The sequence below is a fragment of the Mesotoga sp. Brook.08.105.5.1 genome, assembly GCF_002752635.1.
Taxonomy (GTDB): Bacteria; Thermotogota; Thermotogae; order Petrotogales; family Kosmotogaceae; genus Mesotoga.
In genome coordinates this window covers 22,878-47,542 of record NZ_AYTW01000059.1, presented here as the reverse complement: position 1 = coordinate 47,542, position 24,665 = coordinate 22,878, and the positions used below count along the sequence as shown (strand labels likewise).

The window sequence follows — 24,665 nt, the reverse complement described above, 5'->3', positions numbered from 1 at the left end:
CACCGCGCCATCTCTTGACCCTACTTGTTTCAAAGAAGAGCATCGAGAGGACGAGAAACAGGAGAGAGTTCTCGTCTTCTCGTGAGCGCAGCGAACTCTCGATAATGCTCTTTCCGATGCTTCTTATTGGTCTCGCAAGGCAGAAACTGGTCTGTGCGAACAGACAGGCTTCAAAATCGCCTCCTGCCGAAGGCAGCCTTGCGTCCCCGGATGCTTCTCCGGGCATTGCGACCTGGCGAAGCCAGCCTTGCGTCCGCCGATGTTCTTTCGGCGCCTTGCGTCTAATTTCAGTGACTGACTTTTCACCCGCCTTCTCGTGAGCGCAGCGAACGTCTCGACAGTGCTCTTTCTCGACGGTCTTATCAGTGAACGGGTTCATGATCTTGAACGGTCAACGGCGAACCATGTTTTAGAGCGATCAGCGGGTCCTTGCTCTTAAGCGTACAGCGGATCTTTGAGCGAGAAGACGCTTTGAGTTTGAGATGAAGCTTCGCTTCGAGAGAAACCCTATTCGAGACTACGAAGAACAGGGAGAAAAAGCAGATCCCGTGCAGGTGCATCACGGGATGACCAGGTAAGTGGATTTAAGGGAAGGTTCTACGGGGATGACAGTCTTTTCTTGCTTTTCGTCATTCTGACGAAGGTCCTGGTCAGAATCTCGATCCACGCGAAAAACGCGAACAGTTGCAAGTGCAATGTTGCAAGTTATAAGAGCAAATGCTAAGAAAAAGGTTCTCGGGTTTGATTTCAACGAAGACGTCTCTAAACAGCGTTCAGCGGGTTCTCCGCTTTTAAGCGTTCAGCGGCCTCTCTCTGGACCGTTGACGGACAACGTTGTCTTCGTCAGCGTTCAGCGGTTCCTAGCCCGCGAAGCGGAACTGGCCACCGAAGGTGACTAACTTTCAGATCGCTTCCTGCCGAAGGCAGCCTTGCGTCCGCCGATGCATTCCGGCGCCTTGCGTCTTACTCCGCTCTTTCCTACCCCAACCTGCTACCCCCGACCACGTTTCTGCCCTCTGATCCCTTCGGTCAGCTTTCCTTCCCGGCCAATCTTATGCCTTCTTTGGGGCTGTCGACAATATGCAGGTCCAGCTGGCTGAACGGTATCTCTATTCCGTTTTCATCGAATTTCGATTTTATGATCTTCGCGAGTTCTGTGCTTGAGGTGACGAAGTTAGGCCTCTCCACCCAGAACCTCACGACGAAGTCGATCGAAGACGCGCCATACCCGGTGAACTGGATCATGGGTTTGTGATTGTCGTCTACATATAGCTTTTCATAAGAGTTGACAGAATCCTCGAGTATCTTCATCACTTTGTTCAGATCGCTCGAATACGAAACGCCTACCGTGAGATCGTTTCTTCTTATATTTTCGGGCCAGAAGTGAATTATCGTTGCGGTCCAGACGTTTCTGCTCGGTATAGTTACGAGCTTGCCGTCCCAGGTTTTGATGAGTACGTGATTCAGTTTTATTTCCTGAATCCCGCCTGAGGTTCCGCCAATGTCCACGGCTTCCCCTTCGTAAACCAACTTGTTGATCATTATAAGAATTCCACAGATGAAATTGTCTAGAGGCTCTTTGACTGCGAGACCCACAATAATACCTGATACTCCGAGTCCGGCAAGCATAGGAGCCAGATTCTTGAAGAGAACCGAGATGATTATGAAGGCTGCCAGCGCATAGAACGCCAGATTGAAAAGCGTTCTCATGGTCTTACGATACTGAGTGGAGACAACGGTTGTCTTCTCCGCGAATTTTATGAATGTTTTGTAGAAGAGACCTGCCAGCCATTTTGCCAGCAGCAGGATTACAACGCTAATCCCTATTCTGATGGCCCACTCGATAATTGTACTGAGTACTTCATTCATGGTAATCCCTCCTATAGTCTCATGTAGTTATTCTTACATACGATCCTTCAAAAACCCAAATTCGATGAAAACGGAAACCTTTCTACCGCCTAAGCAGTTTAGAGAAAGCAGCCGAGGTTCTCAGAATCGGAGCGTTTTGCCTTTTGATTACATGGACTGTGAAAAGCCGATCCCTTTCGAGAAGGGGCAGACCCTAATGCAAATACCGCAATCGGTTCCATTCGTCCTCCAATAAGAGTAACAGAGCTCGTGACTAATTCTCCATTTCCTGGTTCCGTTGACGATCTCCTTTCCATTGACGGGTATTGCAGAAGCCGGGCACTTTGTCGAGCAAATACCGCAGCTGCCGCAGAAGCTCTCTAGGTCAACATTGATTGATTGGTCGCACTTCAAAGGCATATCCGTAGTTACCAGTCCGAGTTTTATTCTTGGGCCGAACCTGTCAGAGATGAGAAGGCCGTGTCTTCCGAAAACGCCAAGTCCTGAAGCTTCCGCCACCAGAGGGAGAATTGCGAGATAATTTCCGTCCATATGATTTCTGGCCGAGTATCCAAGACTTCGAATGAAATAGGAGATGCTTAGTCCGATCGTGGCTGCCTTCAGATACGTTCTGGAGCTCTCGACCATTGCGGTCATCGCCGGTGCGCTGTCAATCATATCCTTCTTTATTTCAACCGCGAATGCTATTCCAAAAGGAAGTAGATCGCTTATTTTCTTTCCGTAGTGTTCTCGATGCCTGCCTCTGTGGCTGTAATAAAACTCCGGTTTCATTTCTGCCACACCTACTAGATCTGCACCAAAATCGCGGGCGACCCTTTTGACTAGATCGGTGAAGCTTGACGAGTCGGATCGAAATTTGTTATTTGATGGCATACCTTCGCATAGAGGCCGAAGATCTTCTACAAGGGAGAAATTCGAACGGATTTCTGAAGCTTCAATCAGATCATAATAGAGGGAGCTTACGTCGCACAGATCCAGTTTGCTACGCAGTTCGTCATCAACCTCTTTCAGCTCGGGATGTCTAGAGTAGTAGTCACGGTACTCGGGAGATCCTGCTTCGTAGTTCATCCTGGCAAACATCGTGTCACGCTCATCGTATCTAGTCATTCTATTCACCACCGGCCTGCACTGATCATACAATTATACTAGCAGCGACTTTTGCATCCTATGCTGTCGACTGGATTTAAGACAGGCGCGACACAGTGACGGCTTCAAGCAATTTCGGCTCCCGATCACAGACTCTTTCCTTCATTTGTTTTGCTTTGCCCGATGCTAAACTTGTGAGGTATCCAGAGATTCAGTGACTCCAGAGGATCTATAACAGTGAGCAGTTTTTCAGCCTTCTAAACGGATTGCTCGGCCGTTCTGGCTTCATAGAAAAGCAGAACAGGACAGGTTTTCTCTGCCCGATCCTTTGTGGATCATCTTGGTGAGAAATCGCTTAGTCTCTTTCGAAAGAAGATTGAACATAATCACCAACTCATGGCCGATGAAGAGATCAAGAATCGGGCCTTTTGCTTTCAAGTGATTGACCGGGAAAAACAGTGAAAACTGCATGTATGTGGCGAAAATTAGGATGGTGATCAAATGAAGGATGGTAGGAAAAAATTCGACGCGATAGTTATCGGTTCCGGTCAGGGAGGCACTCCTCTGTCGCTTTCGCTTGCAGATGCAGGATGGAAGGTCGCACTTGTGGAAAGAAAGGCAGTTGGAGGTACATGCGTCAATGAAGGGTGTACTCCAACAAAGACTATGATAGCCAGCGCAAGAGTAGCGCATCTGGTAAAGCGCGCAGGAGATTTCGGAGTTCATGCCGGGGAGTTCTCGCTCGATCTGGAGAGAGTTATCCGGCGGAAAAAAGAAGTGGTTGAGAGTTTCAGGGAAGGAAGCAAGAAAAGGATTCTCGATTCTCCAAACCTATCATTGATAGAAGGCAGCGCGCGTTTTGTAAGGGAAAGACAGCTCGAAATAAGTCTTCTAAGTGGAAGTACGGAGTTCTTTGAAGCAGACATCATAGTGATAAACACCGGAACGAGACCTGCGAGACCTGAGATAAGAGGTCTGGATAATTCAGTGGCTTATGACTCGACTTCGATAATGGAGCTCGATGAGCTTCCGGAACACCTCATAATCGTTGGTGGCGGCTACGTTGGTCTCGAGTTCGGGCAGATGTTCCGACGTTTTGGAAGTGAAGTAACCATTATTCAAAGGGATAAACAGTTGCTCTCTCGCGAAGATGAGGATATCGCCGGCATGGTTTTGGAAATCATGAGGGACGAAGGTATCGAGGTCCTTCTAGATAGCGAACCGCTCCAGGCCAGAAGCGCCGGGGGCAACAGGATCAGCCTGAGAGTGCAATCTTCTGAGAAGGAAACGACGTTAGTCGGAAGCCATCTGCTGCTCGCGACCGGCAGGTTACCCAATACTCCCGACCTGGATCTGGAAAAGAGCGGGGTTAAGGTTGACGATAGGGGATTCATAAAGGTAAACAACAAACTGGAGACCACGTCGGAGGGAGTTTACGCGATAGGCGATGTTAAAGGCGGACCGGCCTTCACACATATTTCCTACGACGACTTCAGAGTATTGAAACAGAACCTCTTGAACGGAGGGAGCTCGTCGATAGAAGAGAGGGATGTCCCTTATGTAGTATTCATTGATCCTCAACTTGGAAGAATAGGCCTCACCGAGAAGGAAGCATCGAGTCGGGGGTACAGCTATCGCGTGGCAAAGCTGCCTTTTGATAGGGTGGCTCGGGCCATTGAAACGGACGAGACACGGGGAATGATGAAGGCGCTTGTCGACTCAGAGACAGACCGGATTATCGGTGCCGCCATTCTAGGAGTTGAGGGCGGAGAGATTGTATCTGCAATTCAGATTGCCATGATGGGCGGGCTTCCATTCACTTCGCTCAGAGACGGCGTCTTTGCACACCCAACGCTCGTGGAATCATTGAATAATCTCTTCATGACGCTGGATGGCTGACCGTATTTGCAAGAGTATATTAGAATGCTCGCGGAATCTCTTTCGGGGTTAGTCGATGGAGGTAACCCTTCGGGAAGAAAGGTGGTTGGATTTCGTGGCATTTGAAGTCAGTATTCCTTCGTGGGGTTCTAGTTGTAGCCTTGAATCTTTCTTGTTTTGAATAGATGAGAACAACCTGTGCCTCTCTGTGAATCAGCTGCTTTCAGGTTCTCCCTTTTTGGGGTTATCTGTCTGAGCCGAAATGGGAAAGAGTGAGAAACCGGATCTCAGATTCTGGGCTGGAGCTTTCAGTCGGAACATGGATATGTCAACAGAGACAACTGCGCATTGAAAACTTTCAGAGATAGTGTACAATTAAATGGAGTATAATTATCGGCAATACGAATTATGGAGGTTGGTTGTATGAAGAGAATAATGCTGATTGCACTGATACTAATGACGGCCATTGGCTTTGCACTGAAGGGACCGATTACGGTCGCATCGAAGATAGATACCGAAGGCGCACTGTTGGGACAGATGATAGTGATAGTCCTGCAGAAGAATGGCTTTGAAGTGAACGACAAGACTGAGTTCGGAACTACTAGTGTTATCAGAAAGGCGATCATTGCTGGAGAGATCGATATATATCCCGAGTACACCGGCAACGGAGGTTTCTTCTTCGATAACACTGATCCGGGTATATGGAAAAACGCGCAGCAGGGATTCGAGACAGTCAAGAGACTCGACTTTGAGAACAACGGCCTGGTGTGGCTGACCCCCGCCCCTGCCAACAATACATGGGCTCTGGCGATCAGGAAGGATCTTTCCGACAGTGAAGGAATAAAGACACTTGAAGACCTCGCGTCTTACCTGAATCGCGGCGGCTTCATTAAGCTGGCCGCTTCAGAGGAGTTTCTTACCAGACCGGACGCTATGCCGGCTTTTCAGGAGGCTTATGGCTTCGAGCTTTCAAATGAGCAGCTACTTGCCTTCTCTGGAGGAAATACCGCTCAGACCATAAGGGCCGCTTCCCAGAACATTGACGGTGTAAACCTCGCGATGGCATATGGTACTGACGGCGCCCTCTCCGCTCTCAAGTTGGTGGTCCTTGAAGACACCAAGGGAGTTCAGCCCGTTTATGAACCCGCTCCGATCGTTAGAAAGGAGATACATGAAGCCTATCCGGAAATCGAGGAGCTCCTCAAACCCGTTTTTGAGGCTCTTGATCTCGAGACGCTGCAGATGCTAAACGCTTCGATAGCGATAGAAGGTTTAGATGCGGGATACGTCGCCGAGCAGTTCCTCATATCGAAGTCTCTGATTGACTAGAGTTATGACGCTGATTTCCAGACGAAGAGACATGATGGCCATTCTAGGAATGGCCATCATGTTGTTGTCTCTCCTGGTCCCCGGATTCCTTTCAGTTAAGGAGACGAGAATCTCGGAGACATTTCCCGTAGCTTTAGGCAGCTTCTCAAATGTGGGCCTCTCTCTCCTGTTAGTGGCCTCATTTGCAGTCTTGTTTTTGTCCTACGCGGGATTCAGCTTTTTGATGGGCCTCGTGGGAGGGATTGCCCCCGTCTTCGGCTTCTTTCTGGCCGGAAGGCATGCCGCCTCTATAGCTTCAAAGGCAGGTCCCTTTGCAAGGGTCTCCCCTTCCACCGGTTTGTGGGTTCTTCTCCTGGCCGGCTACATTGTTGTATTCGCTGCCAGAAGAAGACTGAAGGACAGGAAGATCATCTCATCGCTTCTGGTCTTGGTTCCGATTGGCCTGTTCCTGTTGCTTTTAGGCTCGGGTCATCTGAAAGACCTTGCAATAATGAAGGAGTACGCAAACAGAAGCAACAGATTTCTTGAAGAGACTGTGAGGCATCTCGTAATTGCAGGAGGAGCAGTTCTCGCCGGAGTGCTCATAGGAGTGCCGCTTGGAATAGTTGCCAACAGGTCTCCAAAGATCGAAAGACCTGTATTCGCTGTTGTGAACTTCATACAGACGATCCCGAGTATAGCCCTTTTCGGCTTGCTAATAGCTCCGCTATCCTACCTTTCACGCAGTCTGCCATTTCTTAGGGAGATAGGAATAACGGGTGTCGGCTGGGCTCCGGCCATGATAGCTCTCGTCCTGTATTCGCTTCTCCCGATAGTCAGAAACACTTACTCAAGTCTGAAGGTTATTCCCACAGATACCGTGGAGGCTGCCAGGGCGATGGGAATGAGCAGAATTCAGGTTCTCGGAAAGGTCGAGATTCCGATTTCGCTGCCGGTTGTCCTTGCTGGCGTTAGAACAGCGGCCGTTCAGGCCGTGGGGAACACTACCATGGCGGCCCTGATCGGAGCAGGAGGCCTAGGGGTTTTCGTATTTCAGGGTCTCGGTCAAGCCGCAATGGATCTTGTCCTTCTAGGAGCGTTGCCTATAGTTGCTCTCGCTTTGATAGTCGATTCCCTAATGCAGCTGCTTATAGGAATACTGACTCCTAAGGGGTTAATCTCGGAGGGAGCCAATGATTAGATTTGAAGATGTTACAAAGAAATACGACGAGAATACGCTGGCCGTAGATTCGATTACCTTCGAGATCCCCTCGAACGAACTGACGGTTCTAATCGGGCCTTCGGGATGTGGTAAGACAACTACGCTCAAGATGATAAACAGGATAGTCAGACCGACAACGGGGAAGATCCTGATAGACGGCAACGACGTAACCGCCATGGATGTGAAGCAGCTCAGGAGAGGAATAGGTTACGTAATCCAGAACGTGGGGCTCTTTCCACATATGTCGGTGAAGGATAACATTGCCACCGTGCCGAGACTGCTGAAGTGGGAGAGATCGAAGATTGACGATCGGGTGCACGAACTGCTGCAGCTGGTTGGATTGGAGCCTAAGTCCTACGCGAACAAGCTTCCCAAAGAATTGTCGGGCGGCGAGGCCCAGAGAGTCGGCGTTGCGAGGGCGCTTGCAGCCGATCCCCCGATAATACTTATGGACGAGCCCTTCGGAGCGGTAGACCCATTAACTAGAGTGAGGCTCCAAGACGAGTTTGCCAGAATTCAGGAGGAACTCCACAAGACGATCGTCTTCGTAACCCACGATATAGATGAGGCGATAAGGCTTGCAGATAGAATCGCGGTCATGAAAGCGGGCAGAATCCTTCAATATGACACTCCCGAAGAGATCCTGGCGCATCCGAAGGAGAAATTCGTCCACGACTTCATGGGATCAGATAGAGCGCTGAAGAGGCTCTCGAGGATCCCGGTCGGGGAGTATATAGAGGAGAGCTTCGCGATAGACCTTTCAGGAAGCTGGGAACAGCTAGGCAAGATCGAAGAGGAATTCGTCTGGGCGCTTGACAAGGAAAAGAGACTTGTCGGCTGGGTAGATGTCTCCCATTCGAGCAGGGAGAAACCGGTAAGAGAAGCTCTGACTGAAATGAAGGAAGAAGAGATCTTGAGTCCGGACAGCACTGTTAAGGAGGCGCTTTCCAGAATGCTTGAAAGCGGAACCGCGGCGTTGCCGGTCGTCGAGAGAACGGGACGTTTTCTCGGCCAGATAAGCATGACCAGAATCCAGGAGTTGACCAGAAGTGACAGAGAAGAGAAGTAGAGTCTTATCCTGGGTCTTGTTGGGACTGTTCTTGCTGGCCTTCGTCCTTCTCATCTCTAATATGGCATGGTGGGAGAGCTTTCTGCGATGGTTCTTTCCCGGAGAGAAGCAGGTTCTTCATCCAAGAGGGACTTTGTTGGAGCTAGTGGCCGAACATCTCTGGATGGTCATCGTATCCAGCGGACTTGCTACGATTATCGGCATCTCGATAGGAGTGCTGGTTACACGCCCGATGGGCAGGCAGTACTTGCCTCTCGTTTCAAACCTGAGTTCCCTCGGCCAGACCTTCCCTCCCGTCGCTGTTCTCGCTCTCGCCGTACCGTTGCTGGGATTTGGATTCAAACCGACGGTCGCCGCTCTGCTGCTTTATGGACTGCTTCCCATCTTAAGAAACACAATAGTGGGAATTGAAAACATCCCCGCAGATGTGCGTGAAGCAGCATATGGAATGGGTATGTCTTCCTGGCAGGTGCTGTTTAGAATTGAGCTCCCGCTTGCGCTCAAAGTAATCATGTCGGGGATTCGGATTTCGGTCGTAATAAACATCGGAACGGCAACTGTGGGGGCAACCATTGGGGCCGGTGGCCTCGGGTCGCCCATTATCGCCGGACTTGTCGCAGAGAATCCCGCCTTTGTACTTGAAGGGGCCATTCCTGCGGCGCTTCTCGCATTTTCAGCCGATGCGCTGCTCGGTAATATCGAGAAAACGATTTCTACAGCGTAGGATTTGCCTCTTGAATCAGGTATCCTTTTCGGCGTGCAATTTCGGGCTTTCCGTAAAGAGTTCCTCGGAGTTATCCTGTTCATGCCCTTGCCTCTTGCCGACAAGAAGATCTCCCATTGCCCTCAGGTCGTTTCCCGAAGGATTCTGGAATACCCTCAAATCGAAGTGAGGGAGTGTAGCAAAGATGTGATCGAAAATGTCTGACTGCAGAGATTCGTAGTTAACCCATGATGTGTCTTTACTGAAGGCGTATATCTCCAGAGGCAGCCCGGTGTCGGTCGGCTGCAACTGCCTGACCATCATGATAAGATCTTTGTTTGTCCCGGGATGATTTCTGAGGTAGGCGGTCAGGTATGCCCTGAAAGTCCCAATGTTCGTCATCCTTCTGCCGTTGACCGGTTCGGTTACGTCTACCTCGTTCATTCTGTTGAACTCCTCGATCTCCTTCTTTCTGCTTTCGAGGTAAGGTCTCAGAATCTGGATCTTGTGCAGCCTGTCATACAGGTCGTCATCGAGAAAGCGGACGGAAGAGGTGTCTATGTAGACAGATCTCTTGATTCGCCTTCCGCCGGCCTGAAACATCCCCTTCCAGTTCTTGAACGATTCAGAGATTATCGCGTATGAAGGGATTGTAGTTATCGTCTTGTCCCAGTTCTGAATTCTTATCGTTGTAAGGGTAATGTCGATTACATCACCATCGGCCTGGTATCTTGGAACCTCTATCCAGTCCCCGATGCTCACAAGGTTGTTCTTAGAAATCTGGATGCTGGCGACGAGCCCGAGAAGTGAATCCCTGAATATGACGAGTAGGACGGCGGTCATCGCACCGATTCCGCTCAGGATACCCCACGTAGAAATTCCCGTCAGAACGGACACCGCAATGACGCCGGCTATGATATACACCATTAGTTTTACAACGGTCATGTAGCTCTTTATCGGCTTATCCTTAGAGGTTTCCAGAGACTGATAAGCGCTTGTGAAAACGTCCAGGAAGGCATCGATCACAACGGCGGCGATGAATATCAGATATGTGGCTACCAGCCGGTAGATTACGTCGCTTATCGCGGGGAATGCAGGAGCGAATAGCGCAATCACGATGGCCGGTATCATAAGGGCAATCTTATTGAGCAGTTTGTGTTTTACGAGAAGGTCGTCCCATTTGAATGCAGATTTTCTTACAATAAGCTCAATTGGCTTAATCAGGGCCTTTTCGAAGATGTATTTGGATAAGAAGGCCACGACTATCATGATTATTCCAACAACTATGTTGGCAAGTACCAAGTCAAAAGTCTCACTGAGTCCGAGAGCCGAAAACCACCCGGCAAAGATATTGACCACTAGATCGCCCCCTCAAAGATATGGTCACTAGATCGCCCGCTCAGACAATAATAACATCACTGACTCTATAACTGCCTCTTCACGTTGGGCTTCCAACATCAGACACTTATCGATTTGCCAATCCCCAAAGTCGAGAAGTGAATGGAATTATTCCGATCAAAACGTCAATCTGAATGGAGGCTTTCAGAGATCGCCACAATGTCGTAAAATAGTGTATTGGAGGTGAGTGAGTTGAAATGTCCCGAATGCTACTCTAGTGACAGTAGGGCGACGCCGCTGAAGAACCCCGAAGATTGCCTCTTGAACCACGTTCAATACGTTTGTTCCACCTGTGGAAGGGCGATCTGTATGGATGACGACGAGCGGGAAAGGCACGGCCCTCGAGCTTCTTTCAGTTCCTTCAATGACGCTATGCTTTACCTCCGGGCAGCCGAGGCGCTGTTCAACGGACCATGCGGGATCTATGAACTGACCGACGGAACGAAGGTCTTCTACAAGATCTTCGCAGACAAAGACGGGTTAATGAACTACCTAATAGAGAATCCCGAGAAAAGGTGCCCTCTGGGAGAAGCTCTTCACGAAACCGAGGAATTCAGACCTGCATCCAAAGGACAGATTCAGAGACTGGATGAAGAGAAAGTAGAGCAGTACTTGAAAGAGAAAGAAGAAGTAGATGGCTAGCTTCGAGATTGTCTTTCTTCTCGTTGTCTATGGAATCAGTCTCTTTGAACTAACGTTGCTGTCTCTAAACTACAGGAACGCCAGACTCTCGAGGGTATCCCTTCCCGACAACTTGCGCGACGTCTTCAACGATGACCTCATTGGAAAGTCCGTGGATTACACGAGGGCAAAGGGCTCTTTTGCCATCACCTCGTCGATTGTGAGTCTTGCAGCGTTGAGCATAGGCATCTTCTGGTTTTTCAGAGCCGTTGAATCCTTAGCGGTTAGAGCGGCGGAAGGGTTCGTGATTCAGGGGCTTTTGTTCTTCATCGTCATTGGAGCGACCGCCTTTATCATCACTTTGCCCTTCTCTATCTACTCGACGTTCGTTCTCGAGAAGAGATTCGGATTCAATCGGACGACACCGGGAACGTTCGTTGCGGACAAGCTGAAGGGAATAAGCCTGGTGGCTGTAATCGGTATCCCCGTAGTAACTCTGGTTCTACTAGCCATCGACTCGTTTGCTTACTGGTGGCTGTATTTGCTTATCGGAGTCATAGTCTTCGAGCTTCTGGCCCAGCTGATATTTCCAACAGTAATCCTGCCCATCTTCTACAAGCTCAAACCTCTCGATGATGAAGACCTTATGGGCAGGCTAAGGGCTATCGCCGAAAAGGCAGGCTTTGAAGTGAAGTCGATCCTGGTCATGGATGCTTCGAGAAAGACCGGCCACACGAACGCCTTCTTCACAGGGATAGGCCGCGCGAAAAGGATCGTTCTATTTGACAGCTTGCTAGAGAAGCACACTTCAGAAGAGATACAGGCGATCTTCGCACACGAAGCAGGCCATTTTAAACGCAAACACATCCTGAAGGGGATGCTAGTTTCAAATGCTGCTGCAGCCTTTGCGGTGGTCTTGCTCTGGCTGATCGTCGAGAGCCCTCTGGCTTCTGGTATTTTCGGAATTGAGAAGAAGTTCACCACTCTTCTGTACGCAGGTGTTTTCCTCTCATCGGTCTTCACGATGCTCGACTGGATAGACTCGTTAATAAGCAGAAGATGGGAGTTCGAAGCCGACAGGTATGCAGCCGAGATGCTGGGCACATCGCTGCCCATGATAAGCGCGCTGAAGAACCTGTCCGCGTCCAACCTGTCAAACCTGAGTCCACATCCGCTATATGCGGCCCTCAATTATTCCCACCCGCCGCCATGGGAGCGAATTGAAAAACTGAACAGCATAGTCTCTAATATAAATGAGAGAGAGTAGGGGGTGAGAGCTTGAAACTCAAGTTCATTAACAGCATTACACCTGTGAACAGGCTTGAATGGATTGAAGAGTACCTCGAACTTCCGTTCGAACTGTTCTGCAAGCATGATGAATTAACGGGTTTCATTACGAGCGGAAACAAGATCAGAAAGCTCGAGTATCTTCTGAAAGATGCTCTGGAAAAGAAGGCAGATACGGTATTCACCTGCGGGGGCATTCAGTCTAATCACTGCAGGGCAACGGCCCTTGCCGCTAGATCGCTCGGAATGCAGCCTGTTCTCTTCCTCAGGGGAAGGCCGATGGAGATCCCCCAGGGGAATGTTCTTCTTGACACAATGGTGGGCAGCGATATCCATTATGTGACAAAAGAAGAGTATTCGAAGATAGACGAGATCTTCGCCACGAAGAAGGAAGAATACGAGAAGAAGGGCAGCAAAGTCTACCTGATCCCCGAGGGCGGCTCAAACGCGCTTGGCGCCAGGGGATATGTGGATGCTGTTAAAGAGCTTTCAGGACAGATCAATCTCGACGGTGTCGAAGCCATCTTCACAGCGGTTGGTAGCGCGGGCACCTATGCGGGCCTCGTGGCCGGTCTAAAATCGCTCGGATATAACACCAGAGTGATCGGCATAAACGTCACGAAAGATCCCTCGTCCTTATTTGTGGAAAAGACGAAACAACTAATAGAAGGCCTGAAAGAGTACGGGATAGCCGTCTCACTTGAAGGCAGTGAAATCGAAATAGTCGATGACTTCTCTGGACCGGCGTACGCCGTGCCTTCGGAAGAGGATATGGATCTCATAAAGAAACTTGCGAAGGAGAGAGCATTCTTCCTTGATCCCGTCTATACGGCAAAAGCCTTCAGAGGCATGCTCGAAATCTCTAGAGGGAGATTTGCCGGAAAGAGAGTTCTCTTTATCCATACAGGCGGATTGTTCAAGCTGTTCGACAATCCGGCAGCTTATGTGAAGTAAAGCCTTGCGTCGCAGGGCTTCATGCTTTCTTTAGATCTTCAAGCCTTTCAAGAAACTTATCTATATTGTCTTTGAACCTTCTGATCCTGACTTCGGCAGATTTAAGATATTCAAGGCCCGCTTCGGTTATTTTATAATTCTTCCGGGCTGGACCTGTGTCTTCAGTATCCCATTCAGAGGTTATAAGACCCGTTTCCTCGAGACTCCCGAGCACCCGGTACAGACTGCCCATCTGACCGACACCAAAGATAGGGATCTCGAAGTCGTTGATTCTAGAAGACAGTTCATACCCGTGGCCCGGTTTCTCAGCGATGAGGAGAAGCAGATACAACTCGATCCATGATCTGCCCATCCCCATTCGTCTTCCTCTCATACTTCTCATATATGCTCCGTCGTCTTTTTTCTAGTGATTGTGAAACTTTCCATGGTCTTCGGGCTCGTATTCAACGCTGGAAAGTTCGCCTTCAATGTAGGTTCTTACTAGCGCTTCGACGGTCCCGCTGGCCCCGGTAATGGCATGTACGCCCAGCGTCTCGAAGAACTGTCTTGCCCGGCCGCCCATGCCTCTTGTTATTATCACATCGGCGCCTTTACTCTTCACGTAGCCTGGAATCTCGCCTGGCTCGTGCTGTTCAAAAGGGTTCGCTTCGATTTCGTGAGAGACAATCTCGTTGTTCTCCACAGTTACGAATGCGAAGAACGGAGAGTGACCGAAATGCTCTGAAATCTTGGATTTGAGACCGTTATTATCAATAGTGGGAATTGCGATCTTCACAAAAACTACCTCCTTACCTATATTCATCTAACATATATTATAGCATTTGAACAAGACTGAGTTATGATAGCATCTGCGATCTGAGTTGCTCTTCCTCAAGGGGAGATCAGTTTCACGGCTTTGCCGGAAAGAAATGACTAAAATGCCTCCTGTTTTGAGACTGTCCATCCGTTTCTGGTGAAGCAATAGTTCTTGAGGGAGGCATGAAACGACGGCCGTCTGAATGAGCAATTGTGAGAGAATCATCATATAGGAGGTGCGCCATGAAAAAGACTTTTGCTTTACTGATAATTGCGGCACTGTGTGTTGCGGCGCTTGCGAATGGTCTGCTGGTTATTACTTTGAAGGATGGTTCAATCTACGAATTCTATCTCGATGAGATCGAGAGTCTGGTATATGTTGCGGACGATGAGTTTCCCTTGGAATCCAAGTACATGAGCCTTGACAAAGTTGTTTTCGTTCCCGGTGAAGAGATCACTCTGTACTTCTACGGAACAGAAGGCCTCGAAACGTACGCCTGGATCGGAATCGTTCCCTCTGATATTCCACATGGAAGCGAGTCCGAAAACGACCTGCACGACATTCAGTATGCTTACGTCGGCGGCATGACAGACGGTTTGATAGTATTTACCGCTCCATGGGATGCCGGATTCTACGACTTCAGATTGAATGACTCGGACAGCGGTGGTGTAGAGATCGACTTCCTCACGTTCGAGGTCAGGGAGTAGCCCGCAGAGCAACTTTTCATTGTTTGAAAGCTGCTCGGGGCGTCGTTCTGCTCTTGAAAGGTAATCCCAACTGTGATAGAATCTTCGAGTACGGGGCGTAGCGCAGTTGGAAGCGTGTCTGCATGGGGCGCAGAAGGTCGCTGGTTCAAGTCCAGTCGCCCCGACCAAGAACCCTCGATTCGTTCGGGGGTTTTTTTATATTAGAACGGGTTATACTTTAAATGTCCTTCTCAAGAAGACTCCTGGTTCATGCGTTCTTCCAGGAAGCCATTAGAACCAAAGATTCACTGTCAAGAAATCGAAGCTCCAAACAGGCGACAACAACAGGCAGGTCGCCTGTCACTATATATAAAGGGGGTAGTTATGGATTCAATTAAGGCGGTAATCAAGAATGTAACGGAATACGAATACTTCAAGACGGTCGACGAGCTGAACGAGTCGAGCAGGAAACTCGCGGAGCAATACCCCGATCTTGCCAGCTTCTACAAGATAGGTGAATCGATGGCCGGAGATCCGATCTATTGTTTGAAGATCGGCAATGGTTCCAGGGCGATACTGATGTATGGTTTTCCGCATCCAAATGAACCGATAGGAAGCATGATGCTCGACTACCTTTCTCAGCAGCTGGTCGAAAATGAAGCCTTCAGAAATACCTTTAAGGACGTGAGCTGGTACATAGTGAAGGTAGCCGACAACGACGGGGCGAAGTTGAACGAGGGCTGGTTCAAAGGACCATACACGCCCTTGAACTATGCGCTGAACTTCTACAGACCGGCGAGTTTTCAGCAGGTAGAATGGACCTTCCCCATAAAGTACAAGACTCTCGACAACAACGATCCGATTCCCGAGACGAGAGCTCTGATGAACATAATCGAAGAGGTCAAGCCGATCTTCATATATAGCCTCCACAATGCCGGTTTTGGGGGAGTCTACAACTACATATCCGACGATGCTCCGATCCTTTATCCGATATTCGAGAAGGCCTACGAAGACCAGAATATCCCGGCAGCGCTTGGCGAGCCGGAGATGCCGTATGCAGTCAAGTTCGCCGAAGCAGTTTTCAAGATGCCGACGATGAGAGACACCTACGATTACTACGCAGCCAATACAGACAGGGATCCGGCAGAAATAATCGGGAAGGCGGGAACCTGCAGCTACGAGTACGGAAAGCAGTTCAACGAGAAGGTATTTGAGCTGGTATGTGAAGTTCCGTATTATTACAATCCCAAAATTGAAGATCTTTCCGAGACGGAGTTCATCAGGAGGGATCTTGTGCTTGCCAATATCGAAGACACAAAGCTGGAGGACCAGAAGATAAGGGAAATCTACTTCCCGTTGAAGGACAGGCTCGTGGTCGATACTCCTCTGCGGACCGCTCTCGACGACTTCCTCGAATCCTCCGAAAGACACCTCCCTGTACAGGAGAACTGGGCAAAGACCGCCAAGGAATTGGAAAAGAAGGCGACTGTGGCCGAAGCCTTCGACAACCAGCAGGTCTCCAAGACCTACAAGATGCTTTTGTGGGGAATGCTCAGAAGGATCATGCTTCTCAACTACGAGAAGACGAACGACGGTGAGTTCAAAGCTGCCGCAGAGAAAGCATATCGGCACATGAAGGACATGAGTGACAAACTGGAAAAGGAACTCGAGTACACGATTATCCCCATAAAGAAACTCGTCCAAATACAGCTGATGAGCGGACTATATGCTGCTCTTTATGCTCTCGATAGAAGCTAGTAGTATCAAGATATTCCTCGGCAGGGCTTAGAGAAAACGATGGAATACGGCTTCGGCATCCAGTTCATACGAGGCGAAAATAGGGACTGACTAGTTCCTCTCTTCTGTCCCATTTTTCGCCAATTTCGGCTAAGCTTGACTTGCCGGAGTTGTAAATGCCTGGCAATCGCTAGACACGAATAAGACCACATCTAAGCGGAGGTTCAGAAGATGGACAATCTCAGAATGCACGGCGATCCTCCATACAGAGTTGTAGTCGCTCATGGAGGACCTGGAGCGGCCGGAGGAGTCGCGCCCCTTGCGCGAGAGCTGGGAAAGAGATGGGGAGTTCTGGAGCCCTATCAGACAAAGAAGACGGTATCCGGACAAATAGAGGAGTTAAGGGAGATTGTCGAGAATTATTGCATTTCCCCGGTTATTCTTCTGGGACATTCTTGGGGAGCGTGGCTCGTCTTCCTGTTTGCGGCAGAGCATGGCGATCTTGTGGATAGGATAATACTCATAAGCAGCGGTCCTTTCGAGCAGCATTACGCTTCCGGTATTTTGAATACTCGCCTGAACCGTCTTGACGCAAAAGAAAAGGCTCGAGCGGAAAAACTCATGAGCCTCCTGAACAATGCAGAACTGAAAGATAGAGAACTGCTATCTGAGTTCAGAGAACTTCTGGCCAAGACAGACCACTTCGATCTTCTCGAAGATGCCGAAAGAGTCGAAGTCAATGTTGATGCAGAGATATACAAGAGCGTATGGACAGAGGCCTCAGAGATGAGAAGCAGCGGAGAGCTTCTCGAGAATGGCAAGAAGATTCGTTGTCCCGTTCTCGCAGTCCATGGCGATTACGATCCCCATCCGGCAGAGGGTGTCGAGATCCCGCTTTCAAGGGTACTTGAGAATTTCAAGTTCAGGCTTCTGGAAAGATGCGGCCACATGCCCTGGATGGAAAAACATGTCAGAGAAGAGTTCTACAGGATTGTAGAAGAAGAACTTGAGAAAAGATAATCTCTCTCGACATCCGAATATGCAGAGGCTGGAAATGACAAAAAACGCTGATTGGTTCAGCAAGATCTCGAAGAAAAGGAACCACGACACAAAACGAGCTTAGGGAGCGCAAGGTTCATGAACTGCTTGATGTAATCATTCTGAATCCAAGCGCAAACGGAATTCAACAATCCTCTTCGCCAAAGCATTAACAGGAGTCTGACCCTATTCAATGAAGGCAGTGTAGCTGCTGTAGTATAGACTTAAGTTGTGGAATGGTAAGCTTAACAGCAGATCAACGGCAGATACTTCGAGGTGGTTTATGAAGAATCTGAACTGGCCTTACGGAGGTCTATCTAATTGTCTCCAACCAATAACAAGCGGGCATCTAGTAGTGGTTGGAGGACTCCATATGAGCGGAAAGACAACGTTTCTGCTAAACCTGGCATATAAATTCGCACTTGAAGGTGGGCGGGTTGCCTTTTTATCATGTAGCGAGCCTTCCAAAAACCTTCAGACAAGACTTTTGCGAAGAGTTTTCGAATCACAGCTAAAGCTGGAAGATACGAAAGATCTGCCCACAGATGAATTAGATGAATTGAATCGCAGTTTGTATGAACTGAAGCAGCTCACATTAGATATTGCAGATTTGAAGGAACGTAGCATAGAAAGAACGATAGAAGTTGCTGCCGAACTCCATCACTCTAGAGGGATCGAAATCTTCTTCATCGACGACCTTTACCTCCTGTCAGGAAAGAGGAAAGCTTGTGGCCTTCTAAAGCAAGTTGGAATGACCCTGGGCATTGTATTCATCGTTGCGACCAAGCTGAAACACTCAGCGTACAGAAATGCTGGAAAGATGCCAAGAATAGAGGATTTTGAAGGAAACGGTTCATACTTGGCAGAAGCCGATACCATTATGTTGCTTCATTGTCCATCTGAACATCGATCAAGTTCAAATGGAATAGACAAGGTTGAAATCACCTTATCCAGAGCCGGTGGCGTCGACGTAGATTTCTCGGATGTTCTTCAATTTGACTGGAGCAAGGCTGTTGTAAGTGACTAGCCCTGAGAGTCAAGAAGCCGCGTGCATTGGACAAGCGATGGGTTGGAGTTGCGAGCATCAAGTTTTGCCTTTTTTGAAGCGAAGATGATTTCTGTTTACACATATGATTTATGGTGCATGGAAGTTCTTTTACTTAATGGTTACAACTCACTGGACGGGAGTACACTAAGTTCCATAGAAGAAAGAGAGGTGAAAATGGTTGAAACGAAAGGTAGACGAACGGTTGTTAAAAGCAAAAGAAGTCTTGAAAGAAGAGTCTGCCCCAAGTCATGCCACGCCGTATTTTGCCGATGATTCAATAATCAAGCCAGCTCATGCATTGATCTTGAATTTACCAGAGTGTGCACCTTCGGGGTTTGCTTCCCAAATATCTAAAGTTATTATTTCTAGGTTCTTCACATTGTTTCATTTGCTTACAAAATGATACAATCTCTCTAGGCAAATGAGCTTAATCTGTTTTCTGCAATGTATGAACATATGGAGATACAGAGTTAACATTAGCAATTCGAGATTTCCTGAGAAGTGCATCTCAAGTGTTGAATTTCAAGATGCCAATCAGTTCTGCCAACCAGAATGGACGGATCTTGGATCGATTTGAAAGAAAGACTCTTCGATGAGTTGAGTCAGCGTTTTGCGTGTATCATTTAGTTTATTCTGTTTAGACCGGTAGTATGAGATAGGCTTCTGGAGGGATCCCATGGAAAACAATGACGCTGTTTCCGTTAAGATCGACAAGTGGAAGAAAGCTTTGCTAGATCTCACAATGAGAAACAGATTAATCAACTTCAGGACCAGCAAGACGAGCAATTTGATGCTCATAAACCCTTCAAGCAGCGAGATCTTCAATAAGATCGTTCTCCAAGAAAAACAGATGAGCTTCATTCCCATTCCTCCAGAAGATGATGAAGAGCAAGAGAATAAAATCACTATTTCCCTTAAAGCAAACCAGATACAGGCTGACCGTGAAGAAAAGGAAATGAACCTTGTTCTCAATAGACTAAAACTCAAGTCGAGGACTTCTTACGAGGAAATGGGAATCAATACCCTTTTTATGGCTTTTGGTTTCCTCAAGTGGAAAGAAGTAGATTATAACAAGAGCTTTGTGATTTCACCTTTACTCCTTGTTCCAGTTTCCATTAGCCGCGAGACAATTGCCTCACCCTATTCCGTAAGGATCATCGATGATGACATTGTACTTAATCCAACACTTTCTGAAAAGCTGCAAGAATTTGGCCTTGACCTGGAGTCTACTTATGATCAGGAAATGTCGCTTGAGGAGTCGACCCTAAGAAATCTATTTGTAAAAGTCAGAAAGCTAATTGAACCGATCGAGGGCTGGTCGGTTATTGAAGACGTTGCTTTAGGGGTCTTCTCTTTTGCCAAGCTTGCCATGTACAAAGACCTTGAGAACTATGAAGACATGATATTCGAAAACTCTGTGTTGAGAACAATTGCAGAAGGGAAGCCGTTGATTGCACCAGATAATGAACACGACGAGCTTCCAGATTTGGATGTAGAAAACGATCCTCTCAACTGCTATCAGATACTAGATGCCGACTCGAGTCAGCAAGAGGCTATCCTTGCCGTGAAAAGCGGTCAAGACCTCGTGATACAGGGACCTCCCGGGACTGGAAAGAGTCAGACGATAGCGAATATTATTGCGGAGTCCCTGAGCCAGGGTAAAAGAGTCCTCTTCGTAAGCGAGAAAATGGCAGCACTCGAAGTTGTAAAGCGCCGTCTGGATGATTGTGAATTGGGAGATTTTTGCCTGGAGCTTCACAGTAAGAAAACAGGGAAGAGAGTGGTCCTGGACGAGCTGGAACGAGTGCTAAATGAAGCTAACAACCATGCTGTAGATACGAAAAGCCTGGAGCGTGAACTCTCTAGACTCAAGGAGATAAGAGAAAGACTCAACAGCTATGTTAGAAGACTGCACGAAAAGAGAACTTCTCTTGAGATTTCAGCATTTGAGCTTCACGGCAATCTGGCAGCTTTGCATGACGTAGATCTTGTGAGTTTTGATGTAGCACAACTACAAGATCTCACGCATGATCAACTGGACAAGATTATCAACAATCTTGACAACTTGAAGCGCCACGCCGAAATTTATCGCAACCATAAGAAGGATGTCCTTAACAAAGTCAAGGCAGTTGCTCCTGATGCCGTTTTCGTAATGCGCATTCGTCAATCGCTGACGAAGATAAGAGACACTATAGGAAAACTAAGGAAGATAGGCGAGGAAACATCCCTTGAGTGGAGATCGTCTATCAGTAAGGAACTCGAATATGCAAATTCTAGGATTTCAACGATTCTTGACTTGTTTGAGTCCGGAAGTTCGGCCGAAGAAAAGGCCTTGAAGTTGGCAGAGGAGGTTCTTTCTCATGTTTCAACAATTAAGAGAGAACTTCCATCTAGTTATGGAGATTCTTTCATTAACTTAAAGAGCGCGATAGATGAGGTCAAGGTTTCTCACAGTGAAGTCACCCGTCAGTTTGATGCTCTTCGCTCACTTTTGGGAATCTCTAATGCTCTCAAATCTGTCAAGTTATTTGAGGAGACCGTCTCGCTTCTGACGAGATATCGACCGGCCATTCTTCAGTTGAATCACAATGAGCTTCAAAGAAAGTTTTCGAGCTCATACAACAGCTTTTTTGGTAGGTTGTTTGGAGGTTATAAGAAGAATGTCCGCATCCTTTCTTCGCTTAAATATGATGGAGTTTTAAATTACGAGAGAATCGTAGAAGATTTGGAGAAGTCGGAAAGAGTTCTCTCCCAATGTGGACTAATGACAAAAGCCTGCAACGAGAAAGAGTTGATAAGTCTTCTTGAAAGCTCAAAAGGGATAATCGAGAGCTTCAACGAGAGTTATGATAACTTGGAGAAAGCTTTGAGAAGTAGTGAATCAGACCTAATAGAGCTGATTGAATACTTCTCATTCTTTTCTATATTGCCGAAAGGAAACCAAAACCAGCAGGCAATATCAGGCAGGAGTGACTGGGTGAAGCGTGCAATCACGGCAACAAATTCATTTTTCAAGGATCTAGAGGAAGTATCCGATATGGTTATCACGGAACCATTTTCTGACGGCAAGTCTCTTTCGGACTTTGAAGGCTTTGAAGATTTTGTCCAAAGACTACAAGAGTCGCTTCCAAAACTTGATGACTGGCTTTCAATGAAGAAGAGTATCATTTTTCTTGAGAAGGCTGGACTGGAAGACTTTCTCGAAAGAGCGAGGGAAAGTGAAGTTGAATCCGATGTGCTTGACAAAGTCTTCCTAAAGGGTTTTTATAGCAACCTCTTGTCGGAGCTCTACGCAAAGGATGAGGTTCTAAACTCATTCTCCACAAGTGACCACAACCTTCTTGTTAAGGAGTTCCGGTTACTTGATTCAAAACAACAGCTGTATGCCAGAAAGAGACTGGCTTCTTTCCTCGCCCAGAGGATTCCGGTTTCCAATCTTGTGAATTCTGGAAGTGCCGAGACATCTATTCTGAGAAGAGAGATAGCCAAGAAGAGACGAAATAAATCAATCAGAAGACTATTTTCGGAAACGCCAAACCTCCTTCAAGTTCTGAAACCATGCATGATGATGAGCCCTCTTTCAGTTAGCGTATTCACCGATCCGGAAAAGTTCAAATTCGATGTCGCCATTTTTGACGAGGCCTCCCAGGTATTTCCGGAAGACTCAGTGGGAGCAATCATGAGGGCAAAGCAGGTAGTAGTTGTTGGAGATAACAAACAGCTTCCTCCCACAAGCTTCTTCAGAATCTCTGAACCCGATGAAGCCGAAATGACAGATGAAGAGAACGATCTGGAGAGTCTCGAAAGCATTCTCGACGAATGTAGCGCGGCTGGTCTTCCAGAAAAGAAACTTCTCTGGCATTACCGAAGCCGTCACGAATCATTGATAGCCTTCTCAAACTATCACTTTTACATGAATAGACTCAGCACTTTCCCCAGCAGCAGTTTTAATGGGCTTGATTCCGGAATATGCTTTGAATATGTTTCGAATGGAGTTTATGACAGAGCAAAGAGCAGAAAGAACATTGAAGAAGCTCGCAGAGTTGCCGAGATGGTTATGAGCCATGCAAGGACAAAGGCAGGTGTTTCATTAGGAGTAGTCGCCTTCAGTGAAGCTCAGCAGACAGCGATTCTTGATCGAATTGAAGAGCTTCGTTCCCAGGATCAGTCTGTCGAGGATTTCTTCGGCGAGGATAAAGTTGAACCTTTCTTCGTGAAGAATCTTGAGAATGTTCAGGGTGATGAGAGAGATGAGATGATCTTCAGCATTGGATATGGTAGAGATGCTTCGGGAAAGCTGACCATGAACTTTGGTCCTCTAAACAAAAATGGAGGAGAAAGACGACTCAACGTTGCGATAACGAGAGCCAAGAGGAAAGTCACTGTTGTAAGTTCGATAAGAGGAGCAGACATCTCTGCTGAAATACAGACCCCAGGAGTAAGAGCCCTAAGAGAATATTTGAACTATGCTGAAGAGGGAGGAAGCAGGGAATTCCTTTTGAGAGAGACCGAAAACACTGGCGGCGAATTTGAATCGCCCTTTGAAGAGGAGGTATATGAAGAACTCACAGCACGCGGGTTCAATGTGCACAAACAGGTGGGATGCTCCGGCTACAGGATAGACCTGGCAATTGTTGACAATGAACATCCTGGAAGGTATGTCGCAGGAATTGAATGCGACGGAGCCATGTATCACTCCGCGAGAACTGCAAGAGATAGAGACAGGCTACGCCAACAAGTCCTTGAGAATCTGGGTTGGAAGATCATCAGAATCTGGTCAAGAGATTGGATCTTCGACAGAAGTTCGGAAATCAAGAGAGTCATTGCAGAGATAGGAGCTGCTGGCTCCGTTTCAGAAAATACCGAAGCACTTAACATCAATGATGAGCTGATAGTCGAAAATCCTTTACCATCAATAAAAAGAGAAGAGACGACCCTTCCATTGTATGAAAGATTCTCACCTCATGACCTAACCAAATTAGTCTCATTGCAGAAAGTTATTCAATTGTATAGCCTTATTGGGGCGATAATTGAAAAAGAGGCCCCGGTTCATTTGGATGAGGTAGTGTCGAGGATTATCATGCTTTTCGATACTCGCCCTGATTTACTCCAGGTAAACTGGGATATGTATACAAAATCCGGGAATGTCTCCCGTAAGAGTTTACGGGAGTATGTTATGGCACAATTCCCAAGGGATTCATATGTTCTGCAGGGAGATTTTTTGCTCAAGCGCAACGAAAGGATACTTCCAAGACGATCGGCCAGCAGAGATGATATGAGAAAACCCGAACACATCCCGCCTGTGGAGATTCAAGAGGCCATAAAACTCTGTCTTAAAAACGCGTTCACAATGGATAGAGAGGACTTGAAGACAGATGTGGCAAGACTATTCGGTTACAAGAGGACGGGAACGAACATCTCGAATGTCATAGACAATGAAGTCAGCTTGCTTATTCGCAACCATGAGATTCAGATTCAAGATGGGAAAGTGAGTATTAGAAAACAATAGTGAAACGTACTACAAGTCTTGCTCCATCGATCAACAATGTTTTCTCCCATTTTTGGGATATTGTATTGAGGGGGACATGCTGAAATCTTTATCGTTTCAGGCATTCCCGTAATGCATCATAATTAAATCTACTCAAGAGAGATCACTCTCTCCAAAGGATGGCAAAGTGATATAATTTCATTGCATGGGGGTGTCCCCGTGGGCGGAGCAGGCAAAGGGCTCCGCTTAACCTTTCTTTTCTATCCTTAGGAATATCCTCACAGAATTATCTTCGATTTCTCGTTTAGTGTGAAAATGGAGTCTGACCCTATTTAACACAATTATCGCATCTATAGATGGTGTTCTTACATTGGTCACCGGGTCCTCAGTCTGAAATATCGAGCTTCTGATTGGTGTCGAAATTAACTCGGTGTGCATAGGTCTCTCATACAAGACATCTAGTAGAATATATGCGTT

The 24,665-nt window shown here is 47.6% G+C and carries 19 protein-coding genes and 1 tRNA gene; 14 read left to right on the top strand and 6 right to left on the bottom strand.

Annotated features, from left to right (window positions below; genetic code table 11):
- The 3 genes from V512_RS14790 to V512_RS13710 all read right to left on the bottom strand — a co-directional run.
- Nucleotides 1-226, bottom strand: a 226-nt coding sequence (locus V512_RS14790) for a hypothetical protein (RefSeq protein ID WP_207759773.1), incomplete at its 3' end; no start/stop codon positions are given.
- An 803-nt stretch (nt 227-1,029) separates the two neighbouring features.
- On the bottom strand, nt 1,030-1,869 hold the full coding sequence (locus V512_RS13715; protein WP_099831007.1) for a mechanosensitive ion channel family protein: 840 nt from the start codon (nt 1,867-1,869) through the stop codon (nt 1,030-1,032).
- Between the two features lie 147 nt (nt 1,870-2,016).
- The gene (locus V512_RS13710) at nt 2,017-2,976 is read right to left on the bottom strand and encodes a reductive dehalogenase domain-containing protein (protein ID WP_099831006.1); all 960 of its coding nucleotides are present in this window, start codon (nt 2,974-2,976) and stop codon (nt 2,017-2,019) included.
- A gap of 480 nt (nt 2,977-3,456) precedes the next feature.
- Between V512_RS13710 and V512_RS13705 the strand changes: the two genes are divergently transcribed.
- From V512_RS13705 to V512_RS13685, 5 genes are all read left to right on the top strand, one after another.
- The gene (locus V512_RS13705; RefSeq protein WP_099831005.1) at nt 3,457-4,854 is read left to right on the top strand and encodes a mercuric reductase; all 1,398 of its coding nucleotides are present in this window, start codon (nt 3,457-3,459) and stop codon (nt 4,852-4,854) included.
- 402 nt (nt 4,855-5,256) lie between these two features.
- Nucleotides 5,257-6,162 (top strand): ABC transporter substrate-binding protein, encoded by a 906-nt coding sequence (locus tag V512_RS13700; protein ID WP_099831004.1) that lies wholly within the window; start codon nt 5,257-5,259, stop codon nt 6,160-6,162.
- On the top strand, nt 6,155-7,342 hold the full coding sequence (locus V512_RS13695) for an ABC transporter permease (protein WP_243392455.1): 1,188 nt from the start codon (nt 6,155-6,157) through the stop codon (nt 7,340-7,342). The genes V512_RS13700 and V512_RS13695 overlap by 8 nt, the downstream gene beginning before the upstream one ends.
- Nucleotides 7,335-8,432 (top strand): ABC transporter ATP-binding protein, encoded by a 1,098-nt coding sequence (locus V512_RS13690; protein WP_099831003.1) that lies wholly within the window; start codon nt 7,335-7,337, stop codon nt 8,430-8,432. Before V512_RS13695 ends, V512_RS13690 begins: the two co-directional genes overlap by 8 nt.
- Nucleotides 8,413-9,156, top strand: a complete 744-nt coding sequence (locus tag V512_RS13685; protein WP_099831002.1) for an ABC transporter permease — start codon at nt 8,413-8,415, stop codon at nt 9,154-9,156. Before V512_RS13690 ends, V512_RS13685 begins: the two co-directional genes overlap by 20 nt.
- A 15-nt stretch (nt 9,157-9,171) precedes the next feature.
- Here V512_RS13685 and V512_RS13680 read toward each other — a convergent pair whose 3' ends face one another.
- Nucleotides 9,172-10,494 (bottom strand): mechanosensitive ion channel domain-containing protein, encoded by a 1,323-nt coding sequence (locus V512_RS13680; RefSeq protein ID WP_099831001.1) that lies wholly within the window; start codon nt 10,492-10,494, stop codon nt 9,172-9,174.
- A gap of 231 nt (nt 10,495-10,725) precedes the next feature.
- Here V512_RS13680 and V512_RS13675 point away from each other — a divergent pair, with 231 nt between their 5' ends.
- Genes V512_RS13675 through V512_RS13665 form a run of 3 tightly spaced genes read left to right on the top strand, consistent with a single transcriptional unit; the run spans nt 10,726 to nt 13,395 of the window.
- Nucleotides 10,726-11,175, top strand: coding sequence for a hypothetical protein (locus V512_RS13675; RefSeq protein ID WP_099831000.1), 450 nt, complete (start codon nt 10,726-10,728; stop codon nt 11,173-11,175).
- A complete protein-coding gene (locus V512_RS13670; RefSeq protein ID WP_099830999.1) occupies nt 11,168-12,421 on the top strand; it encodes a M48 family metallopeptidase in 1,254 nt (417 codons plus the stop codon). The genes V512_RS13675 and V512_RS13670 overlap by 8 nt, the downstream gene beginning before the upstream one ends.
- Nucleotides 12,422-12,432: 11 nt before the next feature.
- Entirely contained in the window at nt 12,433-13,395 is a 963-nt protein-coding gene (locus V512_RS13665; protein ID WP_099830998.1) for a D-cysteine desulfhydrase family protein, read from the top strand.
- A gap of 19 nt (nt 13,396-13,414) precedes the next feature.
- Here V512_RS13665 and V512_RS13660 read toward each other — a convergent pair whose 3' ends face one another.
- Entirely contained in the window at nt 13,415-13,753 is a 339-nt protein-coding gene (locus V512_RS13660; protein WP_243392454.1) for a PadR family transcriptional regulator, read from the bottom strand.
- Between the two features lie 45 nt (nt 13,754-13,798).
- The gene (locus V512_RS13655) at nt 13,799-14,170 is read right to left on the bottom strand and encodes a NifB/NifX family molybdenum-iron cluster-binding protein (RefSeq protein WP_099830996.1); all 372 of its coding nucleotides are present in this window, start codon (nt 14,168-14,170) and stop codon (nt 13,799-13,801) included.
- Between the two features lie 263 nt (nt 14,171-14,433).
- Here V512_RS13655 and V512_RS13650 point away from each other — a divergent pair, with 263 nt between their 5' ends.
- The 6 genes from V512_RS13650 (at nt 14,434) to V512_RS13620 (ending at nt 24,209) form a co-directional block, all read left to right on the top strand.
- The gene (locus V512_RS13650; RefSeq protein WP_243392453.1) at nt 14,434-14,898 is read left to right on the top strand and encodes a hypothetical protein; all 465 of its coding nucleotides are present in this window, start codon (nt 14,434-14,436) and stop codon (nt 14,896-14,898) included.
- A gap of 91 nt (nt 14,899-14,989) precedes the next feature.
- Nucleotides 14,990-15,065, top strand: a tRNA-Pro gene (locus V512_RS13645).
- Nucleotides 15,066-15,261: 196 nt separating this feature from the next.
- Nucleotides 15,262-16,635, top strand: coding sequence for a M14 family zinc carboxypeptidase (locus V512_RS13640; protein WP_165775406.1), 1,374 nt, complete (start codon nt 15,262-15,264; stop codon nt 16,633-16,635).
- A 210-nt stretch (nt 16,636-16,845) separates the two neighbouring features.
- Entirely contained in the window at nt 16,846-17,634 is a 789-nt protein-coding gene (locus tag V512_RS13635; protein WP_099830994.1) for an alpha/beta hydrolase, read from the top strand.
- Nucleotides 17,635-17,935: 301 nt separating this feature from the next.
- A complete protein-coding gene (locus tag V512_RS13630) occupies nt 17,936-18,679 on the top strand; it encodes a DnaB-like helicase C-terminal domain-containing protein (protein ID WP_099830993.1) in 744 nt (247 codons plus the stop codon).
- Nucleotides 18,680-19,376: 697 nt separating this feature from the next.
- Complete coding sequence (locus V512_RS13620) at nt 19,377-24,209, top strand: DUF4011 domain-containing protein (protein WP_099830991.1); 4,833 nt, start codon at nt 19,377-19,379, stop codon at nt 24,207-24,209.
- Nucleotides 24,210-24,665: the final 456 nt, after the last annotated feature.